Origin of the sequence: Lonepinella sp. MS14435 (assembly GCF_042485795.1) — a bacterium.
Taxonomy (GTDB): domain Bacteria; phylum Pseudomonadota; class Gammaproteobacteria; order Enterobacterales; family Pasteurellaceae; genus Lonepinella.
This window is the reverse complement of sequence record NZ_CP169368.1, coordinates 705,200-730,490: the sequence shown is the minus strand read 5'-3', so window position 1 is coordinate 730,490 and position 25,291 is coordinate 705,200. Positions and strand designations below refer to the sequence as shown.

Sequence of the window (25,291 nt, the reverse complement as noted above, 5' to 3'; positions counted from 1 at the left end):
TTAATCCTCATGAATTAGCAAACTAATTAAATGAACAAAACCGTGATTCCGAAAAGGTTTCACGGTTTGTTTAACTCAAGTGTTAATTAAAACTTCTAATTAATATAAACGTGTATTACGAGCGTTTTCACGAGCAACACGTTTCGCGTGACGTTTTGCACGAGAGATATTTTCACGTTTACGAATAGTAGTCGGTTTTTCGTAAAATTCACGAGCACGCACTTCAGCTAAAATACCTGCTTTTTCGCAAGAGCGTTTGAAACGACGTAATGCAACGTCAAATGATTCGTTTTCACGAACTTTAATTACTGGCATAAGCCATCACCTCTATTAAAATTTGATAAATAAGTTTAGTTAATTTTGCAAAATTACTGAGTAACTTACTCAATAAAGGTCGCAATTTTAATCTAATTTGCCCCTAAAAGTAAAGCCTGAATTTGATCTTTTCTGTGCAAATTTGCCAAAGTGCGGTAAAATCTTACCTAATTTTTAGAAGAATAACAAAATAAAGAGCATTTCATGAAAATTCTAGGCATTGAAACCTCCTGTGATGAAACAGGTGTTGCCATTTATGATGAACAACAAGGCTTAATCGCCAATCAACTTTATAGCCAAATCGATCTGCACGCTGATTATGGGGGGGTCGTTCCCGAGCTTGCCTCACGTGATCATATTCGCAAAACCTTACCTTTAATTCAGCAAGCCTTGCAACAAGCAAATTTAACCGCTCAAGACATTGATGGTATTGCTTATACTGCTGGACCAGGTTTAGTGGGAGCTTTATTAGTGGGAGCGACTATTGCTCGTTCGCTTGCTTATGCTTGGAATATTCCTGCTATCGGTGTGCATCACATGGAGGGACATTTACTCGCCCCCATGTTAGAACTGCCCGAAAATCGACCGCAGTTTCCTTTTGTGGCATTGTTGGTATCGGGAGGGCATACGCAACTGGTGCAAGTGGAGGGCGTAGGGTGTTATCAATTATTAGGTGAAAGTATTGATGACGCAGCAGGTGAAGCCTTTGATAAAACAGCCAAATTACTCGGTTTAGATTACCCAGGTGGTGCTGCACTTTCTCGTTTAGCTGAAAAAGGCACGACAGGACGCTTTGTGTTCCCGAAACCCATGACCGATCGCCCTGGCTTGGATTTCAGTTTTTCTGGCTTAAAAACCGCTGCTGCCAATACGATTAATCAATTAATCAAACAACAAGGCGAATTGAGCGAACAAGACAAAGCTGACATTGCCCATGCTTTTCAAACTTCAGTGGTGGATACTTTAGCGATTAAATGCAAACGAGCCTTAAAACAAACAGGCTACAATCGCTTAGTCATCGCTGGTGGTGTCAGTGCTAACAGGCAATTACGCCAAGGTTTACAACAATTAATGCAACAACTCAAAGGGCAAGTATTCTACCCTGCTCCGCAATTTTGTACCGACAACGGAGCAATGATTGCTTACGTGGGTTTTTTACGCTTAAAAAATGGCGAACAATCGGATTTAGCGATTGAGGTAAAACCACGCTGGGCAATGACAGAATTAGCGTCTATTTAAAAACTTAACCAAAAAACACCGCACTTATGGCTAAACTTTATTTTTATTACTCCACGATGAACGCAGGGAAATCCACTACCCTGTTACAATCCGCCTACAACTATGTCGAACGTCAAATGAACGTGTTGCTTTATACCGCAGCGATTGACGATCGTTTTGGGGTAGGGCGAATAACCTCCCGTATTGGCATCAGTCAGGCGGCTAAATTATTTAATAAAAACAGTAATCTATGGCAAGAAATCAAGCAACATTTAGAGCATGAAAAATTACACTGTATTTTAGTCGATGAAGCTCAATTTCTTAGTCAAGCACAGGTTCGTCAATTAAGTGATGTGGTGGATAAATTGAATATTCCCGTGTTATGTTACGGCTTACGCACGGATTTTCAGGCGAATTTATTTGAGGGTAGCCAATATTTATTAGCGTGGGCGGATCAATTAGAAGAACTGAAAACCATTTGCTATTGCGGTCGCAAAGCAAATTTTGTGTTGCGTTTAAATGAACAAGGTGAAGTCGTAAAAGACGGAAAACAAATTGAAATTGGCGGAAATGATAAATATCTCTCCGTTTGTCGGCGACACTATAAGGAAATGATTGAGTAAGCAAAAAGTGCGGTGAAAATTTCAAAACAATTTCAACAGAAATTATCAATAAAAACACCGCACTTTTAAGCGAAAATCAAACCACTGGCGTATTTCGATAAAACATTAATCTCGGTAACGCCAAGCCAAATACTAAAGCTCCGAGCAAAAATCCTGTTTTAATAAAATCGTTAATCATGTGTTCATACAATTCTGGGGTATAACCCTGATAGTTGATTTGCACAATCGCAATCATCGCTTTATAAGCATAAATTCCCGGAATCATAGGAATAATTGCCGCCACAGTAAATACTTTAGGGTGAGCTAAATAACGTTGCGAAATATGCACCCCAGCAAAACCAATTAACGCAGAAGCCAACATTGTGGCAAGCACTAAAGATACATCAAAATGCAATAATAACGTACGGAAACTGTGTCCCAATGCACCTAACACGCCACAATAAATCAATGCCTTAGGTGGCACATTAAAAATCAAGGCAAAACCCACTGCGGGTATGGCGGCAAAAAACATATCATCAAGTAATAACAAAATTAAATCCATTTTAGTTTCCCCAATGTGTGATGTGTAATAGATTTAAAGCGAGTACGATACCCATACAAGCCCCGAAAGTTAATACTGTCGCCAAAGTCCATCTTGCCCAGCCCATACCTATATGTCCTTTGAGAATATCAGCTAATGAATTAACTAATGGAAAACCAGGGACTAATAATAACACGCTAGAAGCAAGGGCAATCTGTGGATTATTGCCTAAATTGTATTTTAATGCTAATCCTGCAATTAATGAGGCGACAAAAGCAGTTACGCTAAACACAATAAGCGGATTAAAATGTCGTTTAGCTAACTCTTGACGCACAAACATAGCAATCGCAGAGGCTACAAAAGTAATCCCAAAGATAACATGATTACCACCAGAAAGATGGGAAAAACAAGCACAGGATAACCCTATCATAAACACCACCAGCCAACGGTTGTATTTTAACGGTTTAATCTGTTCTAACTTATCTCGTACCAAGTGAATATCATAAATATGATGCTCCGCTGCAATCACAATACGTTGCACCGCCGTTACCACTTGCATATTAATGCCTTTATCTACATTTTGTCTGGTGGTGGTAATACAATGTTCATTTAATACCGTAGTTAAAATAATTGCATTAGGTGTTAAAGCACATTCTACCGTTGTCGCACCTAATGCCTTACCTAACCGAATGGCACTTTGTGAAACCACCGTGCTTTCTGCACCATGTTGTAACAATAATTGTGCCACCAAAATACAAAGCCGTGTTATCTCTCGCTGATGTTCTTCAAGTTGTTGTTTTTCTACCATAGTGAATTTCCATAAATATTGAATTGTCTTATTATATGCTTTCTTGCCAGTAAAAAGAATTGTGTTAAATCAATAAAGTGCGGTCAAAATTACGTGATTTTTACAGATTTTAATGCTAATTTAGCACATCATTTTTTTAAGAGTTACTATAATGAATCAAAAAACTATTGTTGTAAAATTTGGCACCAGTACTTTAACACAAGGTTCGCCAAAATTAAATCGTCCACACATGATTGAAATTGTACGTCAACTTGCTCAACTTCATCAAGCAGGTTTTCGGCTAGTTATTGTTACCTCTGGTGCCATTGCGGCTGGGCGTGATTATTTAAACCACCCCACATTACCCCCGACAATCGCTTCAAAGCAATTATTGGCGGCAGTTGGACAAAGCCAGTTAATTCAAACGTGGCAACAGCTGTTTGCTATTTATGACATTCATGTTGGACAGATTTTATTAAGCCGTGCGGATATTGAAGACCGTGAGCGGTTTCTCAATGCAAGAGATACTTTGCATGCTCTGTTAGATAATCAAATTATTCCGATAATTAATGAAAATGATGCGGTAGCTACCGCTGAAATAAAAGTGGGCGATAATGATAATTTATCGGCATTAGTGGCTATTTTAGTGCAAGCCGATCAACTTTATTTATTGACTGATCAGCAAGGTTTATTTGATAGCGATCCACGTAAAAACCCTGACGCAAAATTAATTCCAGTGGTGGCACAAATTAACGATCATATTCGCTCAATCGCAGGTGGCAGTGGAACAAATTTGGGGACTGGCGGTATGTCAACTAAAATTACCGCCGCAGATGTAGCAACGCGTTCAGGTATTGAAACCATTATCGTATCAGGCAATCGTGAAAATGTGATTGTGGATTTAGCCTATGAGCAAGCTATTGGTACCAAATTCACTATCCCAGCCGAACACCTAGAAAGCCGTAAACAATGGCTATTTGCTGCTCCATCTGCTGGCAGCATTATTATTGATGACGGAGCAGAAAGTGCGGTGTTAATTCAACAAAAATCTTTACTACCTGCTGGCATTGTCGCCATTGAAGGACGTTTTTCCCGTGGTGAAGTGGTCAAAATCCGCACTCAAAGCGGTAAAGACATTGCCCTTGGTATGCCACGCTATAACAGTGATGCGTTAAAACTTATTCAAGGTAAGAAATCGCAACAGATTGAACAAATTCTTGGTTATGAATATGGAGCAGTAGCGGTGCATCGTGATGATATGGTGGTATTGAAAAAATAATAATCTGCATCAGCTAGGTGTGTTTGCACACACCTACTGTTATTCTTTGCTCACTCTTTCCCTTTCACATCAATAATCACCACTTCCGATTGCGTTCCTAATCGCATTGGAACTCCCCAAAAGCCATAGCCTGAGGTGACAATAAAATGCCCGTTGCCAATTTTTTCATGACCATAAGCAAGGCGGTAAATTAATTTAGTAATAAAATTAGCAGGAAAAATTTGCCCGTTGTGAGTATGACCTGCGACCAGTAAATCCACGGGTAATTGCGAAATTTGTTCAATTTCTGTCGGACGATGATCTAATACAAAAATCGGTAAACGAGTATCCACGGACTGAATTAACTGTGCGGTACTCGGGCGATCTTTGACTAAATCATCATTACGCCCAACAATCACAAATTCATTATTAATGGTTTCTGTTTGATCCCACAATACTTTGATACCAGCTTGTTTAATCTGTTCCGCAATCCGTTGTTGATCGCCAAAGAAATCGTGGTTGCCTAAGGTCGCATAAACGCCTAAAGGGGCTTGTAATTTAGCTAAACTCGGTTGCATTTTTTGACTTAAATAGGCATCGACATTGTCGTCCATAATATCACCTGGTAGCAAAATGAGATCGACTTTTTGTTGATTAAAAATCTCCGCTAATTGATCAAGCTGTTTGGCACCGAACAATTTGCCTAAATGAAAATCGCTTGCCATGCCGATACGTAATGGTCTTATCGGTTTATCAAGGGTGATTTGATAATGGACTATTTGTGGCGTATAAGCGTTATACACACCTAATCCGATTAACCCTGCCATGCCAATAGGATATAACCAAGCCAAAGTGCGGTGAATTTTGCTGTAATTTTTGAATACCCATGCCAATAATACTAGAGCAAGGCTAACAAAAAGCGAAAACAGCAAGAATACCATGATAAATGGCAATAGGCGAAACATTGGGAATAACCTAGTGGCAGTTAGAATGGCGACTGAATTAGTGAATACATAGCTGGTAAACACAAAAATATAGCGACCTTTTTGTGATAATACACCGCCATAAAGCCAACCTAAGGTTCGGTTAAAAATATAAATAAGTACCTGTAACGCCAGTATAGTTACAGCAAAAATAACATAATAACGTGTTTCCAATCTGTTTTTCTCCCAAAAATAATGCCCCCAAAGCGAGGGCAGTTAAAAGTTGCATTATATTAATACGCTTCTATTCTCTCGACAATAAGTATTTTTGAAAGATAGCCCTAGGCTATGCTAAACTAATAAAAATTGATAAAAAATGAAGGATTCTTTCAATGTCAACATTAACTAAATTATACCGTAAAATGTTAGGTATTCCACTGTCGTTTTTTGTGAAAAATAATCCTATTCCTCATCACCCGATTGCTGAATTGAATCTTGATATTCATCAGCCTTTTGTTTATGTATTACCTTATACATCACAAACTGATTTAGTGATTTTTCAACGCAACTGTTTACATGTGGGCTTACCTGATCCGTTACAACCGAATGAAATCAATGGCGAAAAAGTGCCACGTTATGTGTTTTTAGATGAAGGGCATAGTTTCTTTAAATCCAAGGGTGCGAAGCAAGAAACGGAAAAAGTGTTTTATAAATATCTTGAATTACACCGCACTTTGGCGGATTTAAATGTACAACTTGTGCCAGTATCAGTATTGTGGGGACGTTCCCCAGGGCAAGAAGATAAAAACGGTTTACCCAAATTGCGTTTACTGAATTGTGTCCAAAAAACTTTCAATATTCTTTGGTTTGGACGTGATACCTTTGTCCGTTTTTCTCAAGCTGTTTCTTTGCGTTATATGGTCGATGAGCATGGTTCGGACGAAAAAATTGCCCAAAAATTGGCTCGTGTCGCCAAAATACACTTTGCCAAACAACGTATTTCGGCGGCTGGTCCTAGATTGCCTAATCGTCAAGCTATGTTTAAAAAATTATTGCAATCGCCAACCATTTTGCAAGCCATTGATGATGAAGTAAAATCTAAAAACATAAGCAAAGAAAAAGCGACCAAAGAAGCCGAAAAAATTCTTGACGAGATCGCCGCTAATGTAAGTTATGAGGGCTTACGTTTAGCCGATCGTTTTTTACGTTGGTTGTGGAATAAATTATATCAAGGAATTGAAGTCCAGCACGCAGATCGTGTCCGTAAATTAGCCTTGGAAGGGCATGAAATCGTGTATATTCCATGCCATCGTAGTCATATTGACTATTTATTATTATCCTATGTGTTGTATCATCAAGGCTTAGTAACACCGCATATCGCCGCTGGAATTAACTTGAATTTCTGGCCTGTGGGAGGATTATTCCGCCGTGGTGGTGCTTTCTTTATTCGCCGTACATTCAAAGGTAATCGTCTATATTCAACGCTATTCCGTGAATATTTAGCGGAATTATTTCATCGTGGTTATGCGGTGGAATTCTTTATCGAGGGAGGACGATCACGCACTGGGCGTTTGCTTGCCCCCAAAACTGGCATGGTGTCAATGACGTTGCAAGCCTTACAACAAGGGCAAACTCGCCCAATTTCTATTGTCCCCGTGTATGTAGGCTATGAACATGTGTTAGAAGTAGATACTTACGCAAAAGAATTGCGTGGTGCAGCGAAAGAAAAAGAAAATGCAGGCTTGGTATTGCGTGTGATTAAAAAATTACGCAATCTCGGTAAAGGCTATGTGAATTTTGGTGAGCCTATTTCATTGAATAATTATTTAACTCAACATTATCCAGACTGGAAACAAACCAACCAAGAAGAACGTCCTGCTTGGTTTAATCAAGCGGTGGATCAAGTATCTAATCAGGTGATGGTCAATATTAATAATGCGGCTGCAGTAAATGCCATGAATCTGACGGGAACCGCATTATTATCTTCTCGTCAACGGGCTTTAACTCGTGAACAGTTATTAGAACAGTTACAAAGCTATCAACAATTATTGCAAAATACCCCGTATTCGCAAGATATGATTATACCAGCGGAAAGCCCTGAACAAATGTTAAATCATGTGTTAAGTTTAGATCGTGTGGGGGTATTAACTGAAAAAGATAACTTTGGCGAAATTGTTCGTTTGGAACGTAATTCAGCGGTATTAATGACCTATTATCGTAATAATATCCAGCATTTATTTGTGTTGCCGTCTTTAGTGGCAAGTATCGTATTGCATTATGGAGCGATCCAACAAGATTTAGTGATTGATGCAGTAGAGAAAATTTATCCGTTCTTACGTGCAGAATTATTTTTGCATTTTAGTGAAGAAGAATTAGAGCTACAGATTGAAAGTATTATTAATGAACTCAATCGCCAAGAATTAATTAAATCTAACGATACTTTACTCATTATTAATCGTCCAAAAGTACGGAGCTTACAACTTTGGTCAGCGGGTATGCGTGAAATTCTGCAACGCTACCAAATTGCGGTGAGCTTGTTGTGTAACGATCCCGCGATGTCTCGCACGAGTTTAGAAAAAGAAAGTCAATCTATCGCCCAACGTTTATCCGTATTACATGGTATCAATGCCCCTGAATTCTTTGATAAAGCGGTCTTCTCTGGTTTTATTAATAGTTTGAAAAACAACGGTTATTTTGATGAAAATGGCAATGCAGATTTAGCTAAATTACAAGAATTATCCGACATTTTCATGCGTTTAATTTCCGCAGAAATTAATTTAACCATTCAAAGTGCGGTGGAAAAAACAGAAGAAATTAACCCAGAAGATAAAACGGAAGACAACGTTTAATTATTTTTATATTTTCCTAAGGAATCTCTATGAATTTAAGAGAAAAAATCGATCATAGCCCAATGTCGGGTTATCAATGGGCGATTGTGGTGATGGCAGCTATTATGAACCTATTAGATGGTTTTGATGTATTAGCCCTTGCTTTTACCGCATCATCTATCAAAGCAGAATTTGCCCTAACTGGCGTACAACTTGGCTATTTACTGAGTGCAGGGCTAATCGGTATGACGGCTGGATCGTTATTTTTAGCACCACTGGCGGATAAAATCGGTCGCCGTCCACTATTATTAATTGCCATTGCGTTGTCTGCGGTGGGGATGTTCGGTTCTGCCTTTATTGAACACCACGAAGCCTTATTTGGCTGGCGTTTACTTACAGGTCTTGGGGTCGGTGGTATTCTGGTTGGAACCAACGTTCTTACCAGCGAATATTCATCACGTAAATGGCGTAGCTTTGCGATTAGTGTTTATGCGGCTGGCTTTGGGGTTGGTGCAGTATTAGGCGGTTTCTTTGCTGTTGGGTTACAAGATGTCTATGGTTGGCGTGCCGTTTATCTAGCTGGTGCTGGATTAACTGGATTATGTCTTCTGGTTTTATTAGCTTGGTTGCCTGAATCTATTGATTTTCTATTAAATAAACAACCGTTCAACGCCCAAAAACGTTTAAATAAAATTACCCAGAAAATGGGCTTCGGTAAAGACTGGGCATTACCAGAAAAAGCAACGCAAAATCCTAGCCTAAGTGCGGTGAAAAAATTACCTATTTCACAATTATTCAATGCACAATACTTACGTTCCACTTTGCTTATCTGGACTGCATTTTTTGCAATTATGTTCAGTTTCTATTTCGTCAGTTCATGGACTCCCGCCTTATTAAAAGAAGCTGGCATGAGTGAAAATGCAAGTATCGTAGTGGGCATGATGATCTCTATCGGTGGCACTATAGGATCTTTATGTTATGGTTTACTAGCTAGCCGTTGGTCTGCTCGTAATGTGTTGATTTTATTTACTATTCTATCATCTTGTGCGATTATCATCTTTATTTTCTCGTCTTCTATTTTATGGTTAGCCATGGTATTCGGCGTATTAGTTGGGGCATTGATGAATGGTTGTATTAGTGGATTATATACATTAAATCCTAATATCTATGCCGCAGATATTCGTAGTACTGGGGTCGGTTGGTCGATTGGCATGGGGCGTGTTGGTTCTATCTTAGCACCAACCATTGCAGGTTCTCTATTAGATTTAGGCTGGCAAAAACAAAGTTTATATATTGCGGTTGGGTTTGTATTATTGATTGCAGTCATTGCTTTATATTTCCTAAAACAACCAACTAAAATTCAATCCGTGTAATACTAACAATCCCCACAAATTGGTGGGGATTAGTTTTGAGTGAATTAATCTCGCCAAAATGGCAATTTCATGACAATACGTAAGCCACCTAAGTAGCTTTTTTCTGCCCAGACCTCGCCTTGATGTGATTTTACTGTACTATATACAATCGTTAATCCTAAGCCTAACCCTTTTTTCACTTGGGTACGCTCTTCATCAACACGATAAAATGGTTTAAAAATATGTTTATACTCGGATTCCGATAATCCCTCACCATTATCATCAATCATAATAAATACCTGACCACCTCGTAACACAAAACTCACTTCTACAATGGACTTAGTATATTTCAAGGCATTTCTAATCAAATTCTCGAGTGTACTGGATAAACTTTCTAAGTTACCATAAAGAAAATATTTTTCTGGTGATTTAATTTCCTGCTTGATACGCATCTCAATCTTCAATTCTTTGGCTTCAAACACAGCATCATCTAATACATTCTCACAAATCTGTGACAAAGAAACACATTTTCGATATAGGCTACTTTCCATTTTTGCGGCAGAAATTAACAACAAATCATTCATCATTTGATTTAAACGGCTAGTTTCCATCTCTATCCGCTCTAATTCCTTACTATCCCCCATCTTCCGCCGAATTAATCCTGCGGCTAATTGCAAACGTGTCAATGGTGTACGTAACTCGTGTGATACTACCGACATCATATACTGTCTGGTATCAATCACATCAACCAAAGATTGTATCATCTGATTGAAACTTGCTCCCACTTGACGAAGTTCAACTACACCTGTGTCCTCTAATTCTTTATTAACCCTAAAATCCCCCAATGCCACTGCATTTGCCGCTCGTTGTAAGCGTTTAATAGGTTGAGTTAGACTATAAGATAACCAAACTAAAATTGGCGTAGAAACCAACATTAATAGCATGATTAAAAACCATGGATGATCAAAAATATAATTGACTATAATCTTTTGTGGATCCACATGGGTAACAAAATAAGCAAAGTACTCAACTTGTTGATCTTGGTTAGTCAAATGAATACTAAAAGGTCCTGCTATCAAAAGGCTACGGAAAGCTTTAGACTGTGGATGTAACACATCATTAGAATGGTACATAAAATCTCGGATATAGTTAATTTCATTATCTCTTGCACCGATAATATTTCTCTCGCTATCCATCAATACTGGACGCGGAAAATCTAACTTTTCTTCAATAGGATTTTCTGGCATTTCTAATAGACGAGAAAATTGCTGGGTTCTCACCGCAGTAATAATATCTTGTTGGTATTTATTTATATCTTGAGAAGTTAAATCCATATATAAACGTGTATCTAATTGTGGAACAAAATACACAGTTAATAGCAATAATCCAAAAACACACCAAAATAAAATAAAAATCTTAGCCGAAAGAAAATTAACAGTAACTCTCATTACTGCCTCGGTCATCACAATTTTCCTTATAAATCATACAATTACCCTCCCGAATTTATCATCTTGAGAAGCATTTTCATCTTGTTCATTATGATTAAAACAGTATTCATCCGAGAGCATGACATAACCCCGTCCACGCAGTGTTCTGAACCACAAATCATTATTTTCTCTTGGTGGTAACTTTTTACGTAAATTTGACATGTGAACATCAATGGAGCGATCATACGGAGAAAGCGGTTTACCCAATACTTTCAGACTTAAATCATCTCTGCTAACTGCTAAATTCACTTGTGACACAATAAGTTCTAAACATCCAAATTCCGTGGCGGTCAATTCTAATGATTTTCCTTTATAGCTTGCTTGTTTAGTCGCGGTATTTAAAATTAATCCCTCAAAATTAATAATATTTTGAGTATTCAAAGCGACATTGGTATCCGTACGCCGCAAAATAGCCCTAATCCTAGCAATCAATTCACGATCATTAAAAGGTTTGGCTAAATAATCATCTGCACCTAATTCTAAACCTTGAATACGATCCGAATCATCGCCACGAGCAGTCAACATTAGCACTGGTGTATTATAAAGTCTATGAATCTCTTTTAAAGTTTCAATACCATCCATGACAGGCATCATAATATCCAATAAAATAAGCCGATAACTATTTTCCGCTAATTTCTCTAAAGCTACCTTGCCGTTTTCCGCTTCATCCACATGAAATCCTTCCAAGGATAACAAATCTGCTAATAACGAACGAATATCTTGGTCATCATCAACTAACAATAAAGGCATTATGATCTCCTAAATTACTCAACAGTGGTCAAGAAATTCTACTGGAATGTTCGACATTGCTTGCAATGGGTGCATGGTCCCGAACAATTTCTCAAAAAAATATGGCTAATTCTAATCTATTTCTTCGTAAAAAAGAAATACAAAATAAAAAATTGTACTGTTAATTTGATTCAAAATCTCTTAAAATTCGTAAGATTTATCTATTGCAATTATCCCGCAAATTTTAACTAAGGATTATCTATGAAAATCGTCGAAGTAAAACACCCTTTAGTCAAACACAAATTAGGCTTAATGCGTATGGCAGATATTAGCACTAAGCACTTTCGTGAATTAGCCACTGAAGTAGGTAGCTTATTGACCTATGAAGCGACCGCCGATTTAGAAGTTGAAAATGTCACCATTGATGGTTGGTGCGGTCCCGTGAATGTGGATAGAATTAAAGGTAAGAAAGTTACCGTGGTGCCGATTTTACGTGCAGGTTTAGGTATGATGGATGGAGTGTTAGAACATATTCCAAGTGCCAGAATTAGTGTGGTAGGTATGTATCGCAATGAAGAAACGTTAGAACCTGTGCCTTATTTCCAGAAATTAGCTAGTGATTTAGAAGAACGTTTAGCCATTGTGGTTGACCCAATGTTGGCAACAGGTGGTTCTATGATTGCTACCATTGACTTATTAAAACAAAAAGGCTGTAACCACATTAAAGTACTAGTGCTAGTGGCTGCTCCAGAAGGACTTAAAGCACTAGAAAAAGCTCATCCAGATATTGAATTATACACAGCGTCCATTGATGACCACCTAAATGAACATGGTTATATTATCCCTGGATTGGGTGATGCTGGTGATAAGATTTTCGGAACTAAATAATCCCGATGCCTTTGATAAACATCAAAGGCATTTTTCTGTAACCGCGGTGCAAAAAATTCTGAAAGAATTTACAACGTTGCAAATAATTATTTGCACAGGGACAATGTCCCGAACAATCCTTAAAGGGATCGTGAGTAAAAATCAGTGAATTTTTCACCGCACTTTAAAGTAAAAAACTATGACAACACCTGAAATTCAAAGTAAAACTAAACAAGCTTTCGTTGGCTTACAAATGTTATTCGTCGCTTTTGGTGCCTTGGTTTTGGTACCATTAATCACTGGGCTAAATGCGAATACTGCTCTATTAACCGCAGGGTTGGGAACTTTATTATTCCAACTTTGCACGGGTAAACAGGTTCCTATATTCCTTGCTTCTTCCTTTGCATTTATCGCCCCAATTCAATACGGCGTACAAACTTGGGGTATTGCTGTAACGATGGGAGGCTTGGCTTGTACTGGTTTAGTTTATTTAGCTTTAAGCACCTTAGTCAAATTGCGTGGTGTAGCAATCTTAGAACGTATTTTCCCGCCTGTGGTTGTGGGTCCTGTGATCATTATTATCGGTATGGGATTAGCTCCAACAGCCGTTGATATGGCAGTCGGTAAACAAGGGGCAGTACAAGCCTATGAATACGACTTGGCAATCTTAGTTTCATTAGTGACTTTGGTCACAACACTATGTGTTGCTGTATTCTCTAAAGGGATCATGAAACTGATTCCGATTATGTTTGGTATTGCTGTGGGGTATATTTTATGCCTTTGCTTAGGCTTAATTAATTTCCAACCCGTGTTTGATGCAGCTTGGTTCAGCTTACCTGAAATTACTACACCAGAATTTAAACTAGAAGCCATTTTATACTTACTCCCGATCGCCATCGCTCCCGCTGTTGAACACGTAGGGGGAATCATGGCAATTAGCTCCGTGACTGGCAAAGACTTCCTAAAAAAACCTGGTTTACACCGCACTTTATTAGGTGATGGCGTGGCAACTACCGCAGCATCATTATTAGGTGGACCACCAAATACTACGTATGCAGAAGTGACTGGTGCTGTTATGCTAACTCGTAACTTTAACCCAAACATTATGACATGGGCGGCGGTTTGGGCAATCGCAATTTCATTCTGTGGTAAAGTTGGTGCTTTCCTTTCGACTATCCCAACTATTGTTATGGGGGGGATTATGATGCTCGTATTCGGTTCTATCGCAGTAGTGGGAATGAGTACCTTAATTCGTGCTAAAGTCGATGTGACAGAAGCTCGCAATCTGTGTATTATTTCGGTGGTAATGAGTTTCGGTATCGGCGGTATGTTTGTTAATGTAGGCGAACTGTCAGTAAAAGGTATCAGCTTATGTGCTATCGTGGCAATTATTCTAAACTTGGTTTTGCCAAAAGCAGAGAATAAAGTCGAATAATAACCCTCACCCTATCCCTCTCCCCATGGGAGAGGGGAATTGATAGGATTTTTTGTGCAACAACTTTCTCTCCCTATTCATCAACTAGATGATGAAACTTTAGAAAATTTCTATGGCGACAATAACCTATTGTTGCTCAACTCGTTGCACAAAAATTTCCAGCAATTACAACAACCGTTCTTTTACATTTGGGGAGCCTCTGGCAGTGGTAAAAGCCATTTACTCAAAGCAGTTGCTAACCACATTATTTCCGAAAACCGCCACAGCATTTATGTTCCTTTAAGTAAATATGCTTATTTTTCCACCGCGGTTTTAGACAACCTAGAACAACAAGATGTGATTTGCCTAGACGATTTACAAGCCGTTATTGGCAATCACGACTGGGAACTTGCCATTTTTGACTTATTTAACCGAATTAAAGAAAAAAATACCGCACTTTTACTGATTAGTAGTGACTGCTCCCCTACTTCACTCCCCGTAAAATTACCCGATCTCTCATCACGCTTACGCTGGGGTGAAATCTATCAGCTTCATTCCTTAAATGAAGCACAAAAAATCCAAGCCTTACAGCAAAACGCTCATCAACTTGGTATTGAATTATCCGAAGAAACCGCAAACTTCTTAATCAAACGCTTAGATAGAGATATGCACAGCTTATTTACTGCGGTAGCAAAATTAGATAAGGCATCATTACAAGCTCAACGCAAATTAACGATTCCGTTTGTGAAAGAGATTTTGGGATTATAAAAAACACATAAAAAAACACCGCACTTTTTCGCAAAGCACGGTGTTTTTTTCATCAATTTTAGAATAACACTCTGGCTCGAATTGTCCCATCAATGGCTTTTAGTTTGGTTAATAAGCCATTGGTATTCTCCGTTTCTACATCAATCACCACATAACCAATTTGCGGATCGGTTTGTAAATATTGTGCGGCGATATTAATATTCTCTTCTACAAAGATCTGGTTAATCTTATTCAATACACCAGGTTTATTATGGTGAATATGTAATAGGCGTTTGGTGCCAGTATGCTCTGGTAAAGAAACTTCTGGGAAATTCACCGAAGAAAGGGTTGAACCATTATCGGAATATTTAACAAATTTACTAGCCACTTCCGTCCCAATATTTTCTTGTGCTTCCGTAGTTGAACCACCGATATGTGGAGTTAAAATCACATTATCAAATTGACGTAATGGCGACTCGAACACTTCATCTGCGGACGCTGGTTCTTCAGGGAACACATCAATCGCCGCACCACGGATTTTACCTTGCTGCAAGGCTTGAGCTAACGCATTAATATCCACCACCATACCACGAGCCGCATTAATGAAAATACAATCCTGTTTTAATTGAGCAATACGTTTTGCATTCATTAGGTTTTTGGTGGATGGCAATTCAGGTACGTGCAATGACACAATATCACTGGTGCTTAATAATTCTTCTAGTGATGAAATTTGTTGTGCATTACCTAACGGCAATTTGGTTTCCACATCATAGAAAAATACATTCATTCCCAAGGATTCTGCAATAATACTTAATTGCGAACCAATATGACCATAACCCACAATACCCAAGCGTTTGCCACGAACTTCTCGAGAACCCACCGCACTTTTATTCCATTCACCACGGTGAACTTGTGCATTTGCAGTCGGAATATTACGCATCAATAATAAAATTTCCCCTAGCACTAATTCCGCCACTGAACGAGTATTTGAGAATGGTGCGTTAAACACTGGAATCCCACGCACTTTCGCGGCATTTAAATCTACTTGGTTAGTCCCAATACAGAAACAGCCGATAGCAATCAATTTTTTTGCTTCAGCAATCACATCTGAGGTTAAATGCGTTCTGGAACGTAAGCCAACAAAATGGGCATCTTTAATGGCTACTTTCAATTCATCTGGCTCAAGGGCTTTTTTATGATATTCAATGTTGGTATAGCCTGCTGCTTGCAAAATATCTACCGCATTTTGATGCACACCCTCCAACAGCAAGAATTTAATTTTTGATTTGTCTAAAGACACTTTGCTTGTCATATTTAGGTTCCTTTAGTTATGTTGTGTTTTTAAATAAATGAAAGAAAAAGTGCGGTGCTTTATTTAATAATTTTTGCACCGTCTGGCGTACCAATAATCACGGTATTTGCCGCATTTAAAGCAAAAATCCCGTTAGTCACTACACCCGCCACATTGTTTAATGTTTTCTCCATTTCTACTGGATTTAGAATTTTGAAATTATGTACATCTAAAATGACATTGCCATTATCTGTAATCACATTTTCACGCCATTCTGGAGAGCCACCTAAAGCGACCAATTTACGTGCTACTTGAGAACGTGCCATTGGAATCACTTCGACAGGCAAAGGAAAGGTTGAACCTAACACATCGACTTGTTTTGAACTATCTACAATACAAATAAAATTCTTCGCCAATGATGCCACTATTTTTTCACGAGTTAACGCCGCACCACCGCCTTTAATCATCATTTTTTGTGGATTAATTTCATCAGCACCGTCCACATAAATATCTAAGCTCGATACATCATTCGCACTGAAAACTTCAATGCCTTGCTTACGTAATAATTCTTCTGATGCTTTTGATGCCGCCACTGCACCTTTAATTTGGTCTGCCATGCTGCCAAGTACATCAATAAAACAATTCACCGTGGAACCACTACCAACTCCCACGATCATATCAGGTTTAACAAATTGTAAGGCGGCTTTAGCTGCCTGTTTTTTCATTTCGAGTTGATCCATTTTTAATCCTTAGTCTTTTGTAAAACGATTGCTACACTTTAATACTAAAAAGCATGATAGACAAGTTGTGTAGCATAAAATTATTTCAAGTCATCGCATAAAATAATTCATGTAACTTGGAAAAACTAAAAATAAATGGTCATATCTCTCAATATGACCATTTATTTAATATTTATTCTTGAGCTAATGACACTGATAAAGCCATTTTAACCTCTCAATAAGAAAGAAAAGAAAATGGTGAGTGCCAGTAAATCTGCACTACCGCCACAGCTTAAATGACGCTTAATACAATCTTGGTCAAATCTGTCTAGCTGTATTTTTAGCCATTGTTTATCTCTATGGCATGGATTTGATAACAACTGCTTTGCTTGTTGTTGCACAAATTGTAATCCCGCTAAGCCACCACGATGAACGACATTGGTGTCATTATTATGAGCCATCAAATTTAATAAAATTAAATAGTGCTGATGTTCCTGATCACAATTTGCATACTGCTTAGAAATAGCTAACGCATAATGACGCACTAAAGCAAAACCACTTTCAGCTTCACCTCTTGCCCCTGTCAAACCATATTGAGCAAATAATTGTTCACCCGCTGTTCTCGGGTGTGCCAGTGCTGTGGTTTGTAATTCACGACTAATCCCTTGTGTTAAATGTGCCACCGTATCACATAAACTTTCCACTGAAATAACCTGATGCTTTCCCCATAGCCAACCAAATGCACCTAATACCAAACCAAAGGCAAAAATCGCCCCTTTATGTGTATTGATTCCGTTGGTCGCAGAAAACATGGCTTTCTCAGCTTGTACACCAACACTTCTTAGTTGACGGAATAACCCAGCAAAATCTTCCTGTTTTCCATTTATGCCTGTTTGCACAAAGTATTGCCAAAAAGGCAAAAGTGCTGAACAACTTTTTTCAAAGGTCGTAAAATCCATATCATGGTGTGAACCATTATTCGCACGATCGACTAAACCTGGTTTGGGGGTTAACGCAATTTCTCGGCGTAACGCCTCATCTGCTTGATTGGCTAATAATTGCGTTAATTCAAACTGATTTAACAGGTTTTGCATTTCTGCATAAATTTCTGTTATTGAATGGGTTCTATGACGAGTACATACTTTGGCTTCTTCATTACAAATTAAGCAAGTACGTACAGGAAACCCAAGGGTTTGACGAGAAATAGGTTGTCCATTTAGATCGATGACATCTAAATCCCATAACCGAGCTAAAGGCAAAGATTGCTCAATCTCAATCATCACTCGTTTAAGTGTCAGTGCTTCCACAGGTAAAACAAACAAAGCCTGATGCCCTGTAGGCAAAGACTGGATTATTTGCTCACAAATATGCCAGCCTTGTTGCACGAAACAAGCATTTAAATATTTCAAACAAATGGCAAAAATCTTATCCAGTAATTCGTTACGTTTTACTGCCCCAGCTGCTAATAAGGTTACTGATAAAACTGGCTGCTGATATTGAGCGAGTAGCTGCTTTTGCTGCATAAAACGTTGCTCACGAGCGATTAACAAGGTTTCCAGAGCAACTATTTCACCCTCAATAGCATAAACTGGCGGAGAAAATTGCCAATTTGTCTTCATATTTAAATTATTCACCTTTTACTTGATAAACCACATCAATAATTGAACCATCACGATAACGTACGACCGCAACAGGTTTATCGGTAAATTCAATGGCTTTTGGCTTACCCGTTAACGCATAGGCTTTTTCCATTAACTGTTCAATAGTGAATAATTTAATCCCAGCATTTTGTAAATTCTCGATTAAATCTGGCCGTTTTGGATTAACCGCAATACCGTGATCAGTGACTAAAATATCAATATTTTCACCTGGGGTAACGCAAGTAATCACTTCATCAACCACGGTTGGAATACGCCCACGTACTAACGGTGCAACAATAATCGCTACTTGAGCAGATGCAGCTGTATCACAGTGTCCACCTGATGCGCCACGGATAACACCATCTGAGCCAGTTAATACATTAACATTAAAATGTCTATCAATTTCCAACGCACTTAGCACGACAATATCAAGGCGTTCAACCGATGCCCCTTTTGAACTAAAATTGGCATATTGATTCGCAGATACTTCAATATGATTTGGATTGCGAGCTAAAGATTCTGCTGCATCCTTATCAAAACTTTGTACATCAATTAATTTCTTAATTAAACCCGCTTCGTGTAATGCCACCATACTTGCAGTAATTCCACCGAGAGCGAAGCTGGCAGTAATATTATCTCGTTTCATACGATCTTCTAAGAAACGAGTTACCGCTAATGCCGCACCACCAGAACCTGTTTGTAAAGAAAAACCATCTTTAAAATAACCCGATGCAAAAATAGCTTCTGCCGTTTTACGTGCAATTAACAACTCTCTTGGATTAGATGTCATTCGAGTCGCACCACCACCGATTTTTTTAGGATCGCCTACCGCATCCACTTGCACAATTAAGTCCACTTGATCCTGTGCAATACTGATTGGATGATGTGGATATTCTGCGAATTGTTCTGTCAATAAAACAACTTTATTGGCAAATTCGGCATCCACTTGAGCATAACCTAAAGAACCACATTTACTATTTCCAGTAAATCCATTCGCATTACCGAATGAATCACAGCAAGGTACGCCTAAAAAGGCAACATCAATTTTTAATTCACCTGATTTAACTAAATGTACACGTCCACCGTGTGAATGAATATTGACAGGTTCAGCTAATAACCCATTAGAAATTTCATCAGCTAATTTACCACGTAAACCAGAAGAATAAATTTTAGTGACCACACCATTTTTAATATGTTCAATTAATGGAAAATGGCTATCAATCAATGAACTTGATGCTAAGGTTAAATTTTTAAAGCCCATTTCGGCAATTTTAGCCATAACCATATTCACCACAAAATCCCCACCACGAAAAGCGTGATGGAAAGAAATTGTCATGCCATCTTTTAATCCTGAACGGCGAATTGCATCTTCCAAATCTGAACAAAGTTTGCGATCTTTTGCGGTACGAACCAATGATTGTGCTTTAGGTTCAGCTTGATAAGTAGCCAAACAGGTATGTTGTTGTGTAAATGGTGTTAAGCGTTCAATTCTTGTTTTCATATTCTTCCCCTTATTCCACTCTAATCCCTGATTTTGCACGTTCGACAACCAGTCTTGCACGATCAATAATCGGGGCATCAATCATTTTTCCATTAAGTGATACCACACCTAACCCAAGTTTCTCTGCTTCTGTTGCTGCTGCAATAATTTTTTCCGCTTGCTCAAATTCTTTTTGTGTTGGTGCAAATAAATTGTGTAGTAATTCAATTTGACGTGGGTTAATTAAGGATTTTCCATCAAATCCAAGTTGCTTAATATGAGCCGCTTCTTTTAGGAAACCCTCTTCGTTGTTGGCATTAGAATAGACCGTATCAAAGGCTTGAATACCTGCTGCTCGAGCAGCTTGTAAAATTGAACAGCGAGCAAATAATAATTCAATCCCCTCGGCAGAACGTTCCGTTTTTAAGTTACGTACATAGTCTTCAGCACCTAATGCAATACCAATTAAGCGTTTAGATGCAAACGCAATTTGAGTCGCTTGGGTAATGCCCAATGGTGATTCAATCGCTGCTAATAATTTAGTTGAACCTTGTTCACGTCCACAAGCCTGCTCAATTTCACCAATCGCTTGATCCATCGCAATCACATCTTGTGCGGTATCCGTTTTTGGCATACGTACCACATCGACCCCAGCACGCACTACAGCATTTAAATCTGCCAAACCAAATTCACTGTCTAATGGATTAACACGCACTACGGTTTCCATATCTTGATAAAGCGGATGTTGTAAAGCATGAGCAACTAATAAACGAGCGGAATCTTTTTCTTTTAACGCCACCGCATCTTCTAAATCAAACATAATCGAATCTGGTTGATAAATAAAGCTATTACTGATCATAGCGGCGTTTGCACCCGGTACGAATAACATACTGCGTCTTAATTTCATAGTAATTTCTCCCAATTAGGTTCGCTATCACTTGCTCGTAATAGAGCTGCTTTTAGTCTAGCTTTTAATACGCAATCCAATGCTCCTTTATCATCAATAATTAAAGATGCCTGTTGTACATCAAGTTCAGCTAAAACGGCTTTAACTGTGGCACGAATTTGTTCACCAAATTGTTTAAATACCGAGCTATTAATTTCAATATCAAGCTGTGTCGCTGGCTCAACTCTAATCATTGCATCGCTAGACTCAAGTGTTCCCGCTACCGCTGGTTTTACTATCTTCATAGATTACCTCTTCGTTATTATAGTTAAATGGATTGACAATTATTTACGCTATGTTGCTGTAAATAATCAAGTGTTGTGACGGGAACCAGTGAGTTTAAGGCTTCCCAGTTTTGTTGTTGCCATAATTGACGAACTTGTGACGCTGAAATTGCTTGCCCATGGCAAGTCAAACGCTCAAGTTCTACTACTTTAATCGGATTTGAATCCATGACTGCAATCGATAACCAATAATACATTTGTCGATTATATTCAGCTGTAACTGCACAAAAAGGCTCATTCCCCACAAAGCGGTGAGTGATACCTAAAGCTGGAGCAATTCTTTCACGGAATAATCTTAAATCCAATTCTAAATAAAGCTCATCTGCCATGCCTTTATCTTTTAAAAAATAGCTAGGAAAAGTCGCTTGCGAAATAATGTAATCTGATCCTTGATGTAAAGTAATATGCTTTAAATCCGCAATACCTTGTTGTACTAGAGCAAAACGATCTCGGTAAGGAATTTTACTCGCATCTTCTCCGACCACAAATAAATGTAAATGATCACATTGTTGTAAGGCTTTTTCAATTAAATAACGATGTCCCAATGTAAAAGGATTTGCATTCATTACAATGGCACCAATTTTTTCACCGCATACTCGTAGATTTGACCAAGTTTGACATTGTTTTGCTAAACGAGTCGCACTATTTTCTAATAAAACAACATTAGGATAGGCATGAGAAATAGAATAAAAACCACAGGCTTTAAACAATTTCTCATATTCTGGTTTGGTATAAATAAATAAATTTGTTCGCCCTAATTCATAAGCTAGATTAACTAATTCCGTACAGAGAATTAAAGCCAATCCTTCACCTTGATATTCTGCATCAATCGCTACACATTTTATGATATTGCCGGCTAATCCACCACAGGCGACTAAATTATCCTGTTCATTGTAAACTAATATAAAAGTTTCTATTTGAGAATCGAGAGTTAAATGATTTTTTGTTAATAAAGATTTAATTAAATTTAATAATTTATTACCATTTGTTAAATTTAAATTAAATCGCGTAGAATACATATATAAAAAGGGATAAATTAAGTGAGAACATGCTGATATTATATATGTTTTTGATAAAAATTAACAGGATTATTCAATCTGGTAAAAACAGCTCCAATAATTCATTCAGAAATAATTTACCGTGTTGGGTAATTTGCCATGTTTTTTCATTTTCGGTTAAATAATGCTGCTGAACGGCAAAATCTATTTGTTTTTGCACCGCACTTTGCGGTAACCCTGTAAACTGCTCAAATTCTATTTTAGGCACCGCCTCCAACAAGCGAAAACGATTCATAAAAAATTCAAAACTGCGGTCAATTTCGGGAACGTTTTTTTGTTCATATAAATATTCACCACGCATATAACCTTTGGGGTGTTTGGTTTTACTGTAACGCAAGATTTCACCTGTGGTAAAACTCATTTTGCCATGGGAGCCACAACCAATCGCCAAATAATCGCCAAAACGCCAGTAATTTAAATTATGCTGACACTGGAAATCAGGTTTTGCATAGGCAGACGTTTCATATTGTTGATAACCTGCTTCGGTTAATAATTGATGCCCCTGTTCAAAAATATCCCAAAGTTCATCGTCATCTGGCAAACGTGGTGGGCGATAAGCGAACATAGTATTGGGTTCAATGGTGAGCTGATACCAAGATAAATGCGGTGGATTTAAGACAATAGCTTGGCGTAAATCATCTAATGCTTGTAGCAACGTCTGATTCGGCAAGCCGTGCATTAAATCTAAATTAAAACTTTTTAACCCAGAATCTTTGGCAAATTGCACCGCGGTTTTGGCTTCATCTGCATTGTGAATACGTCCTAACGCTTGTAATTTTTCATCGTTAAAACTTTGAATGCCCATTGAAATACGTGTTACGCCTGCTTTAACATAACCCTTAAAACGCTCTGCCTCGGCGGTGCCAGGGTTAGCCTCTAAGGTGATTTCAATATTTGGCGAAAAGGGGATTTGTTGCTCAATCCCCTGTAATAATTGATGAATACTTTCCGCACAAAATAGGCTCGGTGTGCCACCACCAATAAAAATGGAATGTAAACAACGATCCTGTACGCTGTCTTTCAAACGTTCAAGATCTTGTTGTAAATCGGTTAACAGATGTTGTACATATTCCCTTTCTGGAATTTCGCTCTTTTGTGCATGGGAATTAAAATCACAATAAGGGCATTTTTGGACACACCAAGGAATATGCACGTATAAACTTAATGGCGGTAAGGTCAGTTGAGCCATTAACGTACAATCACCGCAGTACCGCTAGCGGTAATCATAAACATACTTTTTGAACCCGAACCGATGGACGTATAGTTTACTTCGACACCGACTACGGCATTAGCCCCTAAACGTTGGGCATTTTCGATCATTTCATTTAATGCCTCTTGGCGTGAACTGGTTAATTTACGTTCATAAGAGCCTGAACGTCCGCCAAAAATATCCGTTAATCCCGCAAAGAAATCACGAATAAAATTGGCTCCAGCCACCACTTCGCCAAATACTAATTCTTTATATTCAACGATTTGCTTGCCCTCAATACAATTTGTTGTGGTCACTAACATAGTTTTTCCTTATTTTTGTAATTTCATTTTTAATACGGCTAAAGCCTTGGCTCGATGGGAGATTTTTTTCTTCTCAGCGGGATCTAATTCCGCAAAAGTACAATTTTTTTCTAGGCTAAAAAATAAGCTGTCATAGCCAAAACCGTTTGATCCTTTTTCTACAAAATCAATTTGCCCGCAACATTCCCCCTCCGCAATAATCGGGCTTGGATCGGTTTCGTGTTGTAATAACACAATGCAACTGACGAATTTGGCTTGACGTTGTTCGGTGGGGACATCTGCTAATTTTTGTAATAATTTTTTGCGATTTAATGCTTCCGCATTTTCACCCTCAGCTCCCGCATAACGGGCAGAATATAACCCAGGTTCACCATTTAATGCGGCAACCACTAATCCGCTATCGTCCGCTATCGCTGGCAAGCCTGATAGTTTAGCCGCATAACGGGCTTTTAATAAGGCATTTTCCACAAACGTTAAACCCGTTTCTTCGGGACTTTCAATACCTAAATCCGTTTGAGCTATCACGTCAAAACCAAAATCCGCCAGAACATCTGACATTTCCTTGACTTTGCCTTGATTACCTGTTGCAAGTACGACTTTTTGTTTCATTTTCTCTCCAATTTTATTATGCTCTGTGGATTTTTTCATATTATAAAGATTTTTTCATCAAAGTGCGGTCATTTTTGTTTGAATTTTTGCTATAGTAACGCTAATTTAATTTGCCCGATTGAAAGCAAGGATTTTTTATGGAAAAAATCATTATTGATGAAGACCAATTTATGCGAACCATTTCCCGTATTTCGCATGAAATTATCGAAAAGCACGCTGATTTAGATCAATTAATTATCGTGGGAATTAAACGTCGCGGTGCAGAAATTGCAGCTCTTATTAAACGTAAAATTAATGAGTTAACTCAACAAGAAATCCCCTCATTTGATTTAGATATCACTTTTTATCGTGATGATTTAGAATATGCCGAACCAAGCCATATCCCCGTATATAAAGGATCTTCTGATTATATTAATATACAAAATAAAACGGTAATCTTAGTAGATGATGTATTATTTACAGGTCGGACGATTCGGGCAGCACTTGACGCTTTGGTAGATTTTGGGCGAGCATCTAAAGTCGAATTAGTGATTTTTGTAGATCGTGGACACCGTGAATTACCGATTCGAGCGGACTATGTAGGCAAAAATGTACCTACCAGCCGTAATGAAAAGATACAAGTACGTACCATGAAATTTGATAGTTGCTACAATGTGGCTTTACTGTCACAATAGATAGCGGAAC

At 38.3% G+C, this 25,291-nt stretch carries 25 protein-coding genes; 9 read left to right on the top strand and 16 right to left on the bottom strand.

Annotated elements, in window-relative coordinates:
• Positions 1–99 precede the first annotated feature (99 nt).
• Complete coding sequence (gene rpsU / locus O1Q80_RS03460) at positions 100–315, bottom strand: 30S ribosomal protein S21 (RefSeq protein ID WP_132302146.1); 216 nt, start codon at positions 313–315, stop codon at positions 100–102.
• Positions 316–519: 204 nt separating this feature from the next.
• Here rpsU and tsaD point away from each other — a divergent pair, with 204 nt between their 5' ends.
• Positions 520–1,554, top strand: a complete 1,035-nt coding sequence (gene tsaD, locus O1Q80_RS03455; protein ID WP_386695697.1) for a tRNA (adenosine(37)-N6)-threonylcarbamoyltransferase complex transferase subunit TsaD — start codon at positions 520–522, stop codon at positions 1,552–1,554.
• A 26-nt stretch (positions 1,555–1,580) separates the two neighbouring features.
• Complete coding sequence (locus O1Q80_RS03450) at positions 1,581–2,156, top strand: thymidine kinase (RefSeq protein ID WP_386689348.1); 576 nt, start codon at positions 1,581–1,583, stop codon at positions 2,154–2,156.
• 76 nt (positions 2,157–2,232) lie between these two features.
• Here the strand turns inward: O1Q80_RS03450 and O1Q80_RS03445 are convergent, their stop codons facing one another.
• Both O1Q80_RS03445 and O1Q80_RS03440 read right to left on the bottom strand, forming a co-directional pair.
• Entirely contained in the window at positions 2,233–2,697 is a 465-nt protein-coding gene (locus O1Q80_RS03445) for a threonine/serine exporter family protein (protein WP_386689346.1), read from the bottom strand.
• Between the two features lies 1 nt (position 2,698).
• A complete protein-coding gene (locus tag O1Q80_RS03440; RefSeq protein ID WP_386689344.1) occupies positions 2,699–3,484 on the bottom strand; it encodes a threonine/serine exporter family protein in 786 nt (261 codons plus the stop codon).
• A gap of 151 nt (positions 3,485–3,635) precedes the next feature.
• On the opposite strand from O1Q80_RS03440, the gene proB reads away from it, so the two are divergent.
• Positions 3,636–4,742, top strand: coding sequence for a glutamate 5-kinase (gene proB / locus O1Q80_RS03435; protein WP_386695695.1), 1,107 nt, complete (start codon positions 3,636–3,638; stop codon positions 4,740–4,742).
• 50 nt (positions 4,743–4,792) lie between these two features.
• On the opposite strand, the gene O1Q80_RS03430 is transcribed toward proB, so the two are convergent.
• Positions 4,793–5,878 (bottom strand): metallophosphoesterase, encoded by a 1,086-nt coding sequence (locus O1Q80_RS03430; RefSeq protein ID WP_386695693.1) that lies wholly within the window; start codon positions 5,876–5,878, stop codon positions 4,793–4,795.
• Positions 5,879–6,036: 158 nt separating this feature from the next.
• Between O1Q80_RS03430 and plsB the strand changes: the two genes are divergently transcribed.
• Positions 6,037–8,493: a glycerol-3-phosphate 1-O-acyltransferase PlsB gene (plsB, locus tag O1Q80_RS03425; RefSeq protein WP_386695691.1), complete on the top strand. Its 2,457-nt coding sequence runs from the start codon at positions 6,037–6,039 to the stop codon at positions 8,491–8,493.
• A gap of 29 nt (positions 8,494–8,522) precedes the next feature.
• Positions 8,523–9,845, top strand: coding sequence for an MFS transporter (locus tag O1Q80_RS03420; RefSeq protein WP_386695689.1), 1,323 nt, complete (start codon positions 8,523–8,525; stop codon positions 9,843–9,845).
• 44 nt (positions 9,846–9,889) lie between these two features.
• Here O1Q80_RS03420 and cpxA read toward each other — a convergent pair whose 3' ends face one another.
• Together cpxA and O1Q80_RS03410 are read right to left on the bottom strand one after the other, a co-directional pair.
• Positions 9,890–11,287, bottom strand: a complete 1,398-nt coding sequence (gene cpxA, locus O1Q80_RS03415; RefSeq protein WP_386689333.1) for an envelope stress sensor histidine kinase CpxA — start codon at positions 11,285–11,287, stop codon at positions 9,890–9,892.
• Between the two features lie 18 nt (positions 11,288–11,305).
• Entirely contained in the window at positions 11,306–12,061 is a 756-nt protein-coding gene (locus O1Q80_RS03410) for a response regulator (protein ID WP_386695687.1), read from the bottom strand.
• A gap of 240 nt (positions 12,062–12,301) precedes the next feature.
• On the opposite strand from O1Q80_RS03410, the gene upp reads away from it, so the two are divergent.
• The 3 genes from upp (at position 12,302) to hda (ending at position 15,089) form a co-directional block, all read left to right on the top strand.
• Positions 12,302–12,928 carry a uracil phosphoribosyltransferase gene (gene upp, locus O1Q80_RS03405; protein ID WP_386689329.1) on the top strand — a complete coding sequence of 209 codons (627 nt, stop codon included), beginning with the start codon at positions 12,302–12,304 and terminating at the stop codon, positions 12,926–12,928.
• Positions 12,929–13,106: 178 nt separating this feature from the next.
• Positions 13,107–14,342 (top strand): NCS2 family protein, encoded by a 1,236-nt coding sequence (locus O1Q80_RS03400; RefSeq protein WP_386695685.1) that lies wholly within the window; start codon positions 13,107–13,109, stop codon positions 14,340–14,342.
• Between the two features lie 54 nt (positions 14,343–14,396).
• Positions 14,397–15,089, top strand: coding sequence for a DnaA inactivator Hda (hda, locus tag O1Q80_RS03395; RefSeq protein ID WP_386695683.1), 693 nt, complete (start codon positions 14,397–14,399; stop codon positions 15,087–15,089).
• A gap of 58 nt (positions 15,090–15,147) precedes the next feature.
• Here hda and serA read toward each other — a convergent pair whose 3' ends face one another.
• From serA to rdgB, 10 genes are all read right to left on the bottom strand, one after another.
• Positions 15,148–16,380 (bottom strand): phosphoglycerate dehydrogenase, encoded by a 1,233-nt coding sequence (gene serA, locus O1Q80_RS03390; RefSeq protein WP_386695682.1) that lies wholly within the window; start codon positions 16,378–16,380, stop codon positions 15,148–15,150.
• Positions 16,381–16,439: 59 nt separating this feature from the next.
• On the bottom strand, positions 16,440–17,099 hold the full coding sequence (rpiA, locus tag O1Q80_RS03385; protein ID WP_386689322.1) for a ribose-5-phosphate isomerase RpiA: 660 nt from the start codon (positions 17,097–17,099) through the stop codon (positions 16,440–16,442).
• Positions 17,100–17,305: 206 nt separating this feature from the next.
• Complete coding sequence (gene citG / locus O1Q80_RS03380; RefSeq protein ID WP_386695681.1) at positions 17,306–18,697, bottom strand: triphosphoribosyl-dephospho-CoA synthase CitG; 1,392 nt, start codon at positions 18,695–18,697, stop codon at positions 17,306–17,308.
• Between the two features lie 7 nt (positions 18,698–18,704).
• The gene (gene citF, locus O1Q80_RS03375; protein WP_386695679.1) at positions 18,705–20,219 is read right to left on the bottom strand and encodes a citrate lyase subunit alpha; all 1,515 of its coding nucleotides are present in this window, start codon (positions 20,217–20,219) and stop codon (positions 18,705–18,707) included.
• A 10-nt stretch (positions 20,220–20,229) separates the two neighbouring features.
• Positions 20,230–21,105 (bottom strand): citrate (pro-3S)-lyase subunit beta, encoded by an 876-nt coding sequence (citE, locus tag O1Q80_RS03370; protein WP_386689316.1) that lies wholly within the window; start codon positions 21,103–21,105, stop codon positions 20,230–20,232.
• Complete coding sequence (gene citD, locus O1Q80_RS03365; RefSeq protein ID WP_386689314.1) at positions 21,102–21,389, bottom strand: citrate lyase acyl carrier protein; 288 nt, start codon at positions 21,387–21,389, stop codon at positions 21,102–21,104. Before citD ends, citE begins: the two co-directional genes overlap by 4 nt.
• 23 nt (positions 21,390–21,412) lie before the next feature.
• Positions 21,413–22,447 (bottom strand): [citrate (pro-3S)-lyase] ligase, encoded by a 1,035-nt coding sequence (gene citC, locus O1Q80_RS03360; RefSeq protein ID WP_386695677.1) that lies wholly within the window; start codon positions 22,445–22,447, stop codon positions 21,413–21,415.
• Positions 22,448–22,520: 73 nt separating this feature from the next.
• Positions 22,521–23,675: a radical SAM family heme chaperone HemW gene (hemW, locus tag O1Q80_RS03355; RefSeq protein ID WP_386695675.1), complete on the bottom strand. Its 1,155-nt coding sequence runs from the start codon at positions 23,673–23,675 to the stop codon at positions 22,521–22,523.
• The gene (locus tag O1Q80_RS03350) at positions 23,675–23,998 is read right to left on the bottom strand and encodes a YbjQ family protein (RefSeq protein ID WP_386692412.1); all 324 of its coding nucleotides are present in this window, start codon (positions 23,996–23,998) and stop codon (positions 23,675–23,677) included. Before O1Q80_RS03350 ends, hemW begins: the two co-directional genes overlap by 1 nt.
• A 9-nt stretch (positions 23,999–24,007) precedes the next feature.
• Positions 24,008–24,607, bottom strand: a complete 600-nt coding sequence (rdgB, locus tag O1Q80_RS03345) for an RdgB/HAM1 family non-canonical purine NTP pyrophosphatase (protein WP_386695674.1) — start codon at positions 24,605–24,607, stop codon at positions 24,008–24,010.
• A gap of 137 nt (positions 24,608–24,744) precedes the next feature.
• Here rdgB and pyrR point away from each other — a divergent pair, with 137 nt between their 5' ends.
• Positions 24,745–25,281 carry a bifunctional pyr operon transcriptional regulator/uracil phosphoribosyltransferase PyrR gene (pyrR, locus tag O1Q80_RS03340; RefSeq protein WP_386689304.1) on the top strand — a complete coding sequence of 179 codons (537 nt, stop codon included), beginning with the start codon at positions 24,745–24,747 and terminating at the stop codon, positions 25,279–25,281.
• Positions 25,282–25,291: the final 10 nt, after the last annotated feature.

Excerpts from the sequence above, each read along its gene's own strand:
- plsB (WP_386695691.1), top strand. The coding sequence starts at position 6,037 with ATGTCAACATTAACTAAATTATACCGTAAAATGTTAGGTATTCCACTG.
- rdgB (WP_386695674.1), bottom strand. The coding sequence starts at position 24,607 with ATGAAACAAAAAGTCGTACTTGCAACAGGTAATCAAGGCAAAGTCAAG.
- tsaD (WP_386695697.1), top strand. The coding sequence starts at position 520 with ATGAAAATTCTAGGCATTGAAACCTCCTGTGATGAAACAGGTGTTGCC.
- O1Q80_RS03420 (WP_386695689.1), top strand. The coding sequence starts at position 8,523 with ATGAATTTAAGAGAAAAAATCGATCATAGCCCAATGTCGGGTTATCAA.
- O1Q80_RS03410 (WP_386695687.1), bottom strand. The coding sequence starts at position 12,061 with ATGCCTTTATTGTTAGTTGATGATGACCAAGATATTCGTTCGTTATTA.
- O1Q80_RS03440 (WP_386689344.1), bottom strand. The coding sequence starts at position 3,484 with ATGGTAGAAAAACAACAACTTGAAGAACATCAGCGAGAGATAACACGG.
- citC (WP_386695677.1), bottom strand. The coding sequence starts at position 22,447 with ATGTATTCTACGCGATTTAATTTAAATTTAACAAATGGTAATAAATTA.
- citG (WP_386695681.1), bottom strand. The coding sequence starts at position 18,697 with ATGAAGACAAATTGGCAATTTTCTCCGCCAGTTTATGCTATTGAGGGT.
- O1Q80_RS03400 (WP_386695685.1), top strand. The coding sequence starts at position 13,107 with ATGACAACACCTGAAATTCAAAGTAAAACTAAACAAGCTTTCGTTGGC.
- pyrR (WP_386689304.1), top strand. The coding sequence starts at position 24,745 with ATGGAAAAAATCATTATTGATGAAGACCAATTTATGCGAACCATTTCC.
- citD (WP_386689314.1), bottom strand. The coding sequence starts at position 21,389 with ATGAAGATAGTAAAACCAGCGGTAGCGGGAACACTTGAGTCTAGCGAT.
- cpxA (WP_386689333.1), bottom strand. The coding sequence starts at position 11,287 with ATGACCGAGGCAGTAATGAGAGTTACTGTTAATTTTCTTTCGGCTAAG.
- serA (WP_386695682.1), bottom strand. The coding sequence starts at position 16,380 with ATGACAAGCAAAGTGTCTTTAGACAAATCAAAAATTAAATTCTTGCTG.
- upp (WP_386689329.1), top strand. The coding sequence starts at position 12,302 with ATGAAAATCGTCGAAGTAAAACACCCTTTAGTCAAACACAAATTAGGC.
- hemW (WP_386695675.1), bottom strand. The coding sequence starts at position 23,675 with ATGGCTCAACTGACCTTACCGCCATTAAGTTTATACGTGCATATTCCT.
- O1Q80_RS03445 (WP_386689346.1), bottom strand. The coding sequence starts at position 2,697 with ATGGATTTAATTTTGTTATTACTTGATGATATGTTTTTTGCCGCCATA.
- O1Q80_RS03450 (WP_386689348.1), top strand. The coding sequence starts at position 1,581 with ATGGCTAAACTTTATTTTTATTACTCCACGATGAACGCAGGGAAATCC.
- rpsU (WP_132302146.1), bottom strand. The coding sequence starts at position 315 with ATGCCAGTAATTAAAGTTCGTGAAAACGAATCATTTGACGTTGCATTA.
- citF (WP_386695679.1), bottom strand. The coding sequence starts at position 20,219 with ATGAAAACAAGAATTGAACGCTTAACACCATTTACACAACAACATACC.
- proB (WP_386695695.1), top strand. The coding sequence starts at position 3,636 with ATGAATCAAAAAACTATTGTTGTAAAATTTGGCACCAGTACTTTAACA.
- O1Q80_RS03350 (WP_386692412.1), bottom strand. The coding sequence starts at position 23,998 with ATGTTAGTGACCACAACAAATTGTATTGAGGGCAAGCAAATCGTTGAA.
- rpiA (WP_386689322.1), bottom strand. The coding sequence starts at position 17,099 with ATGGATCAACTCGAAATGAAAAAACAGGCAGCTAAAGCCGCCTTACAA.
- citE (WP_386689316.1), bottom strand. The coding sequence starts at position 21,105 with ATGAAATTAAGACGCAGTATGTTATTCGTACCGGGTGCAAACGCCGCT.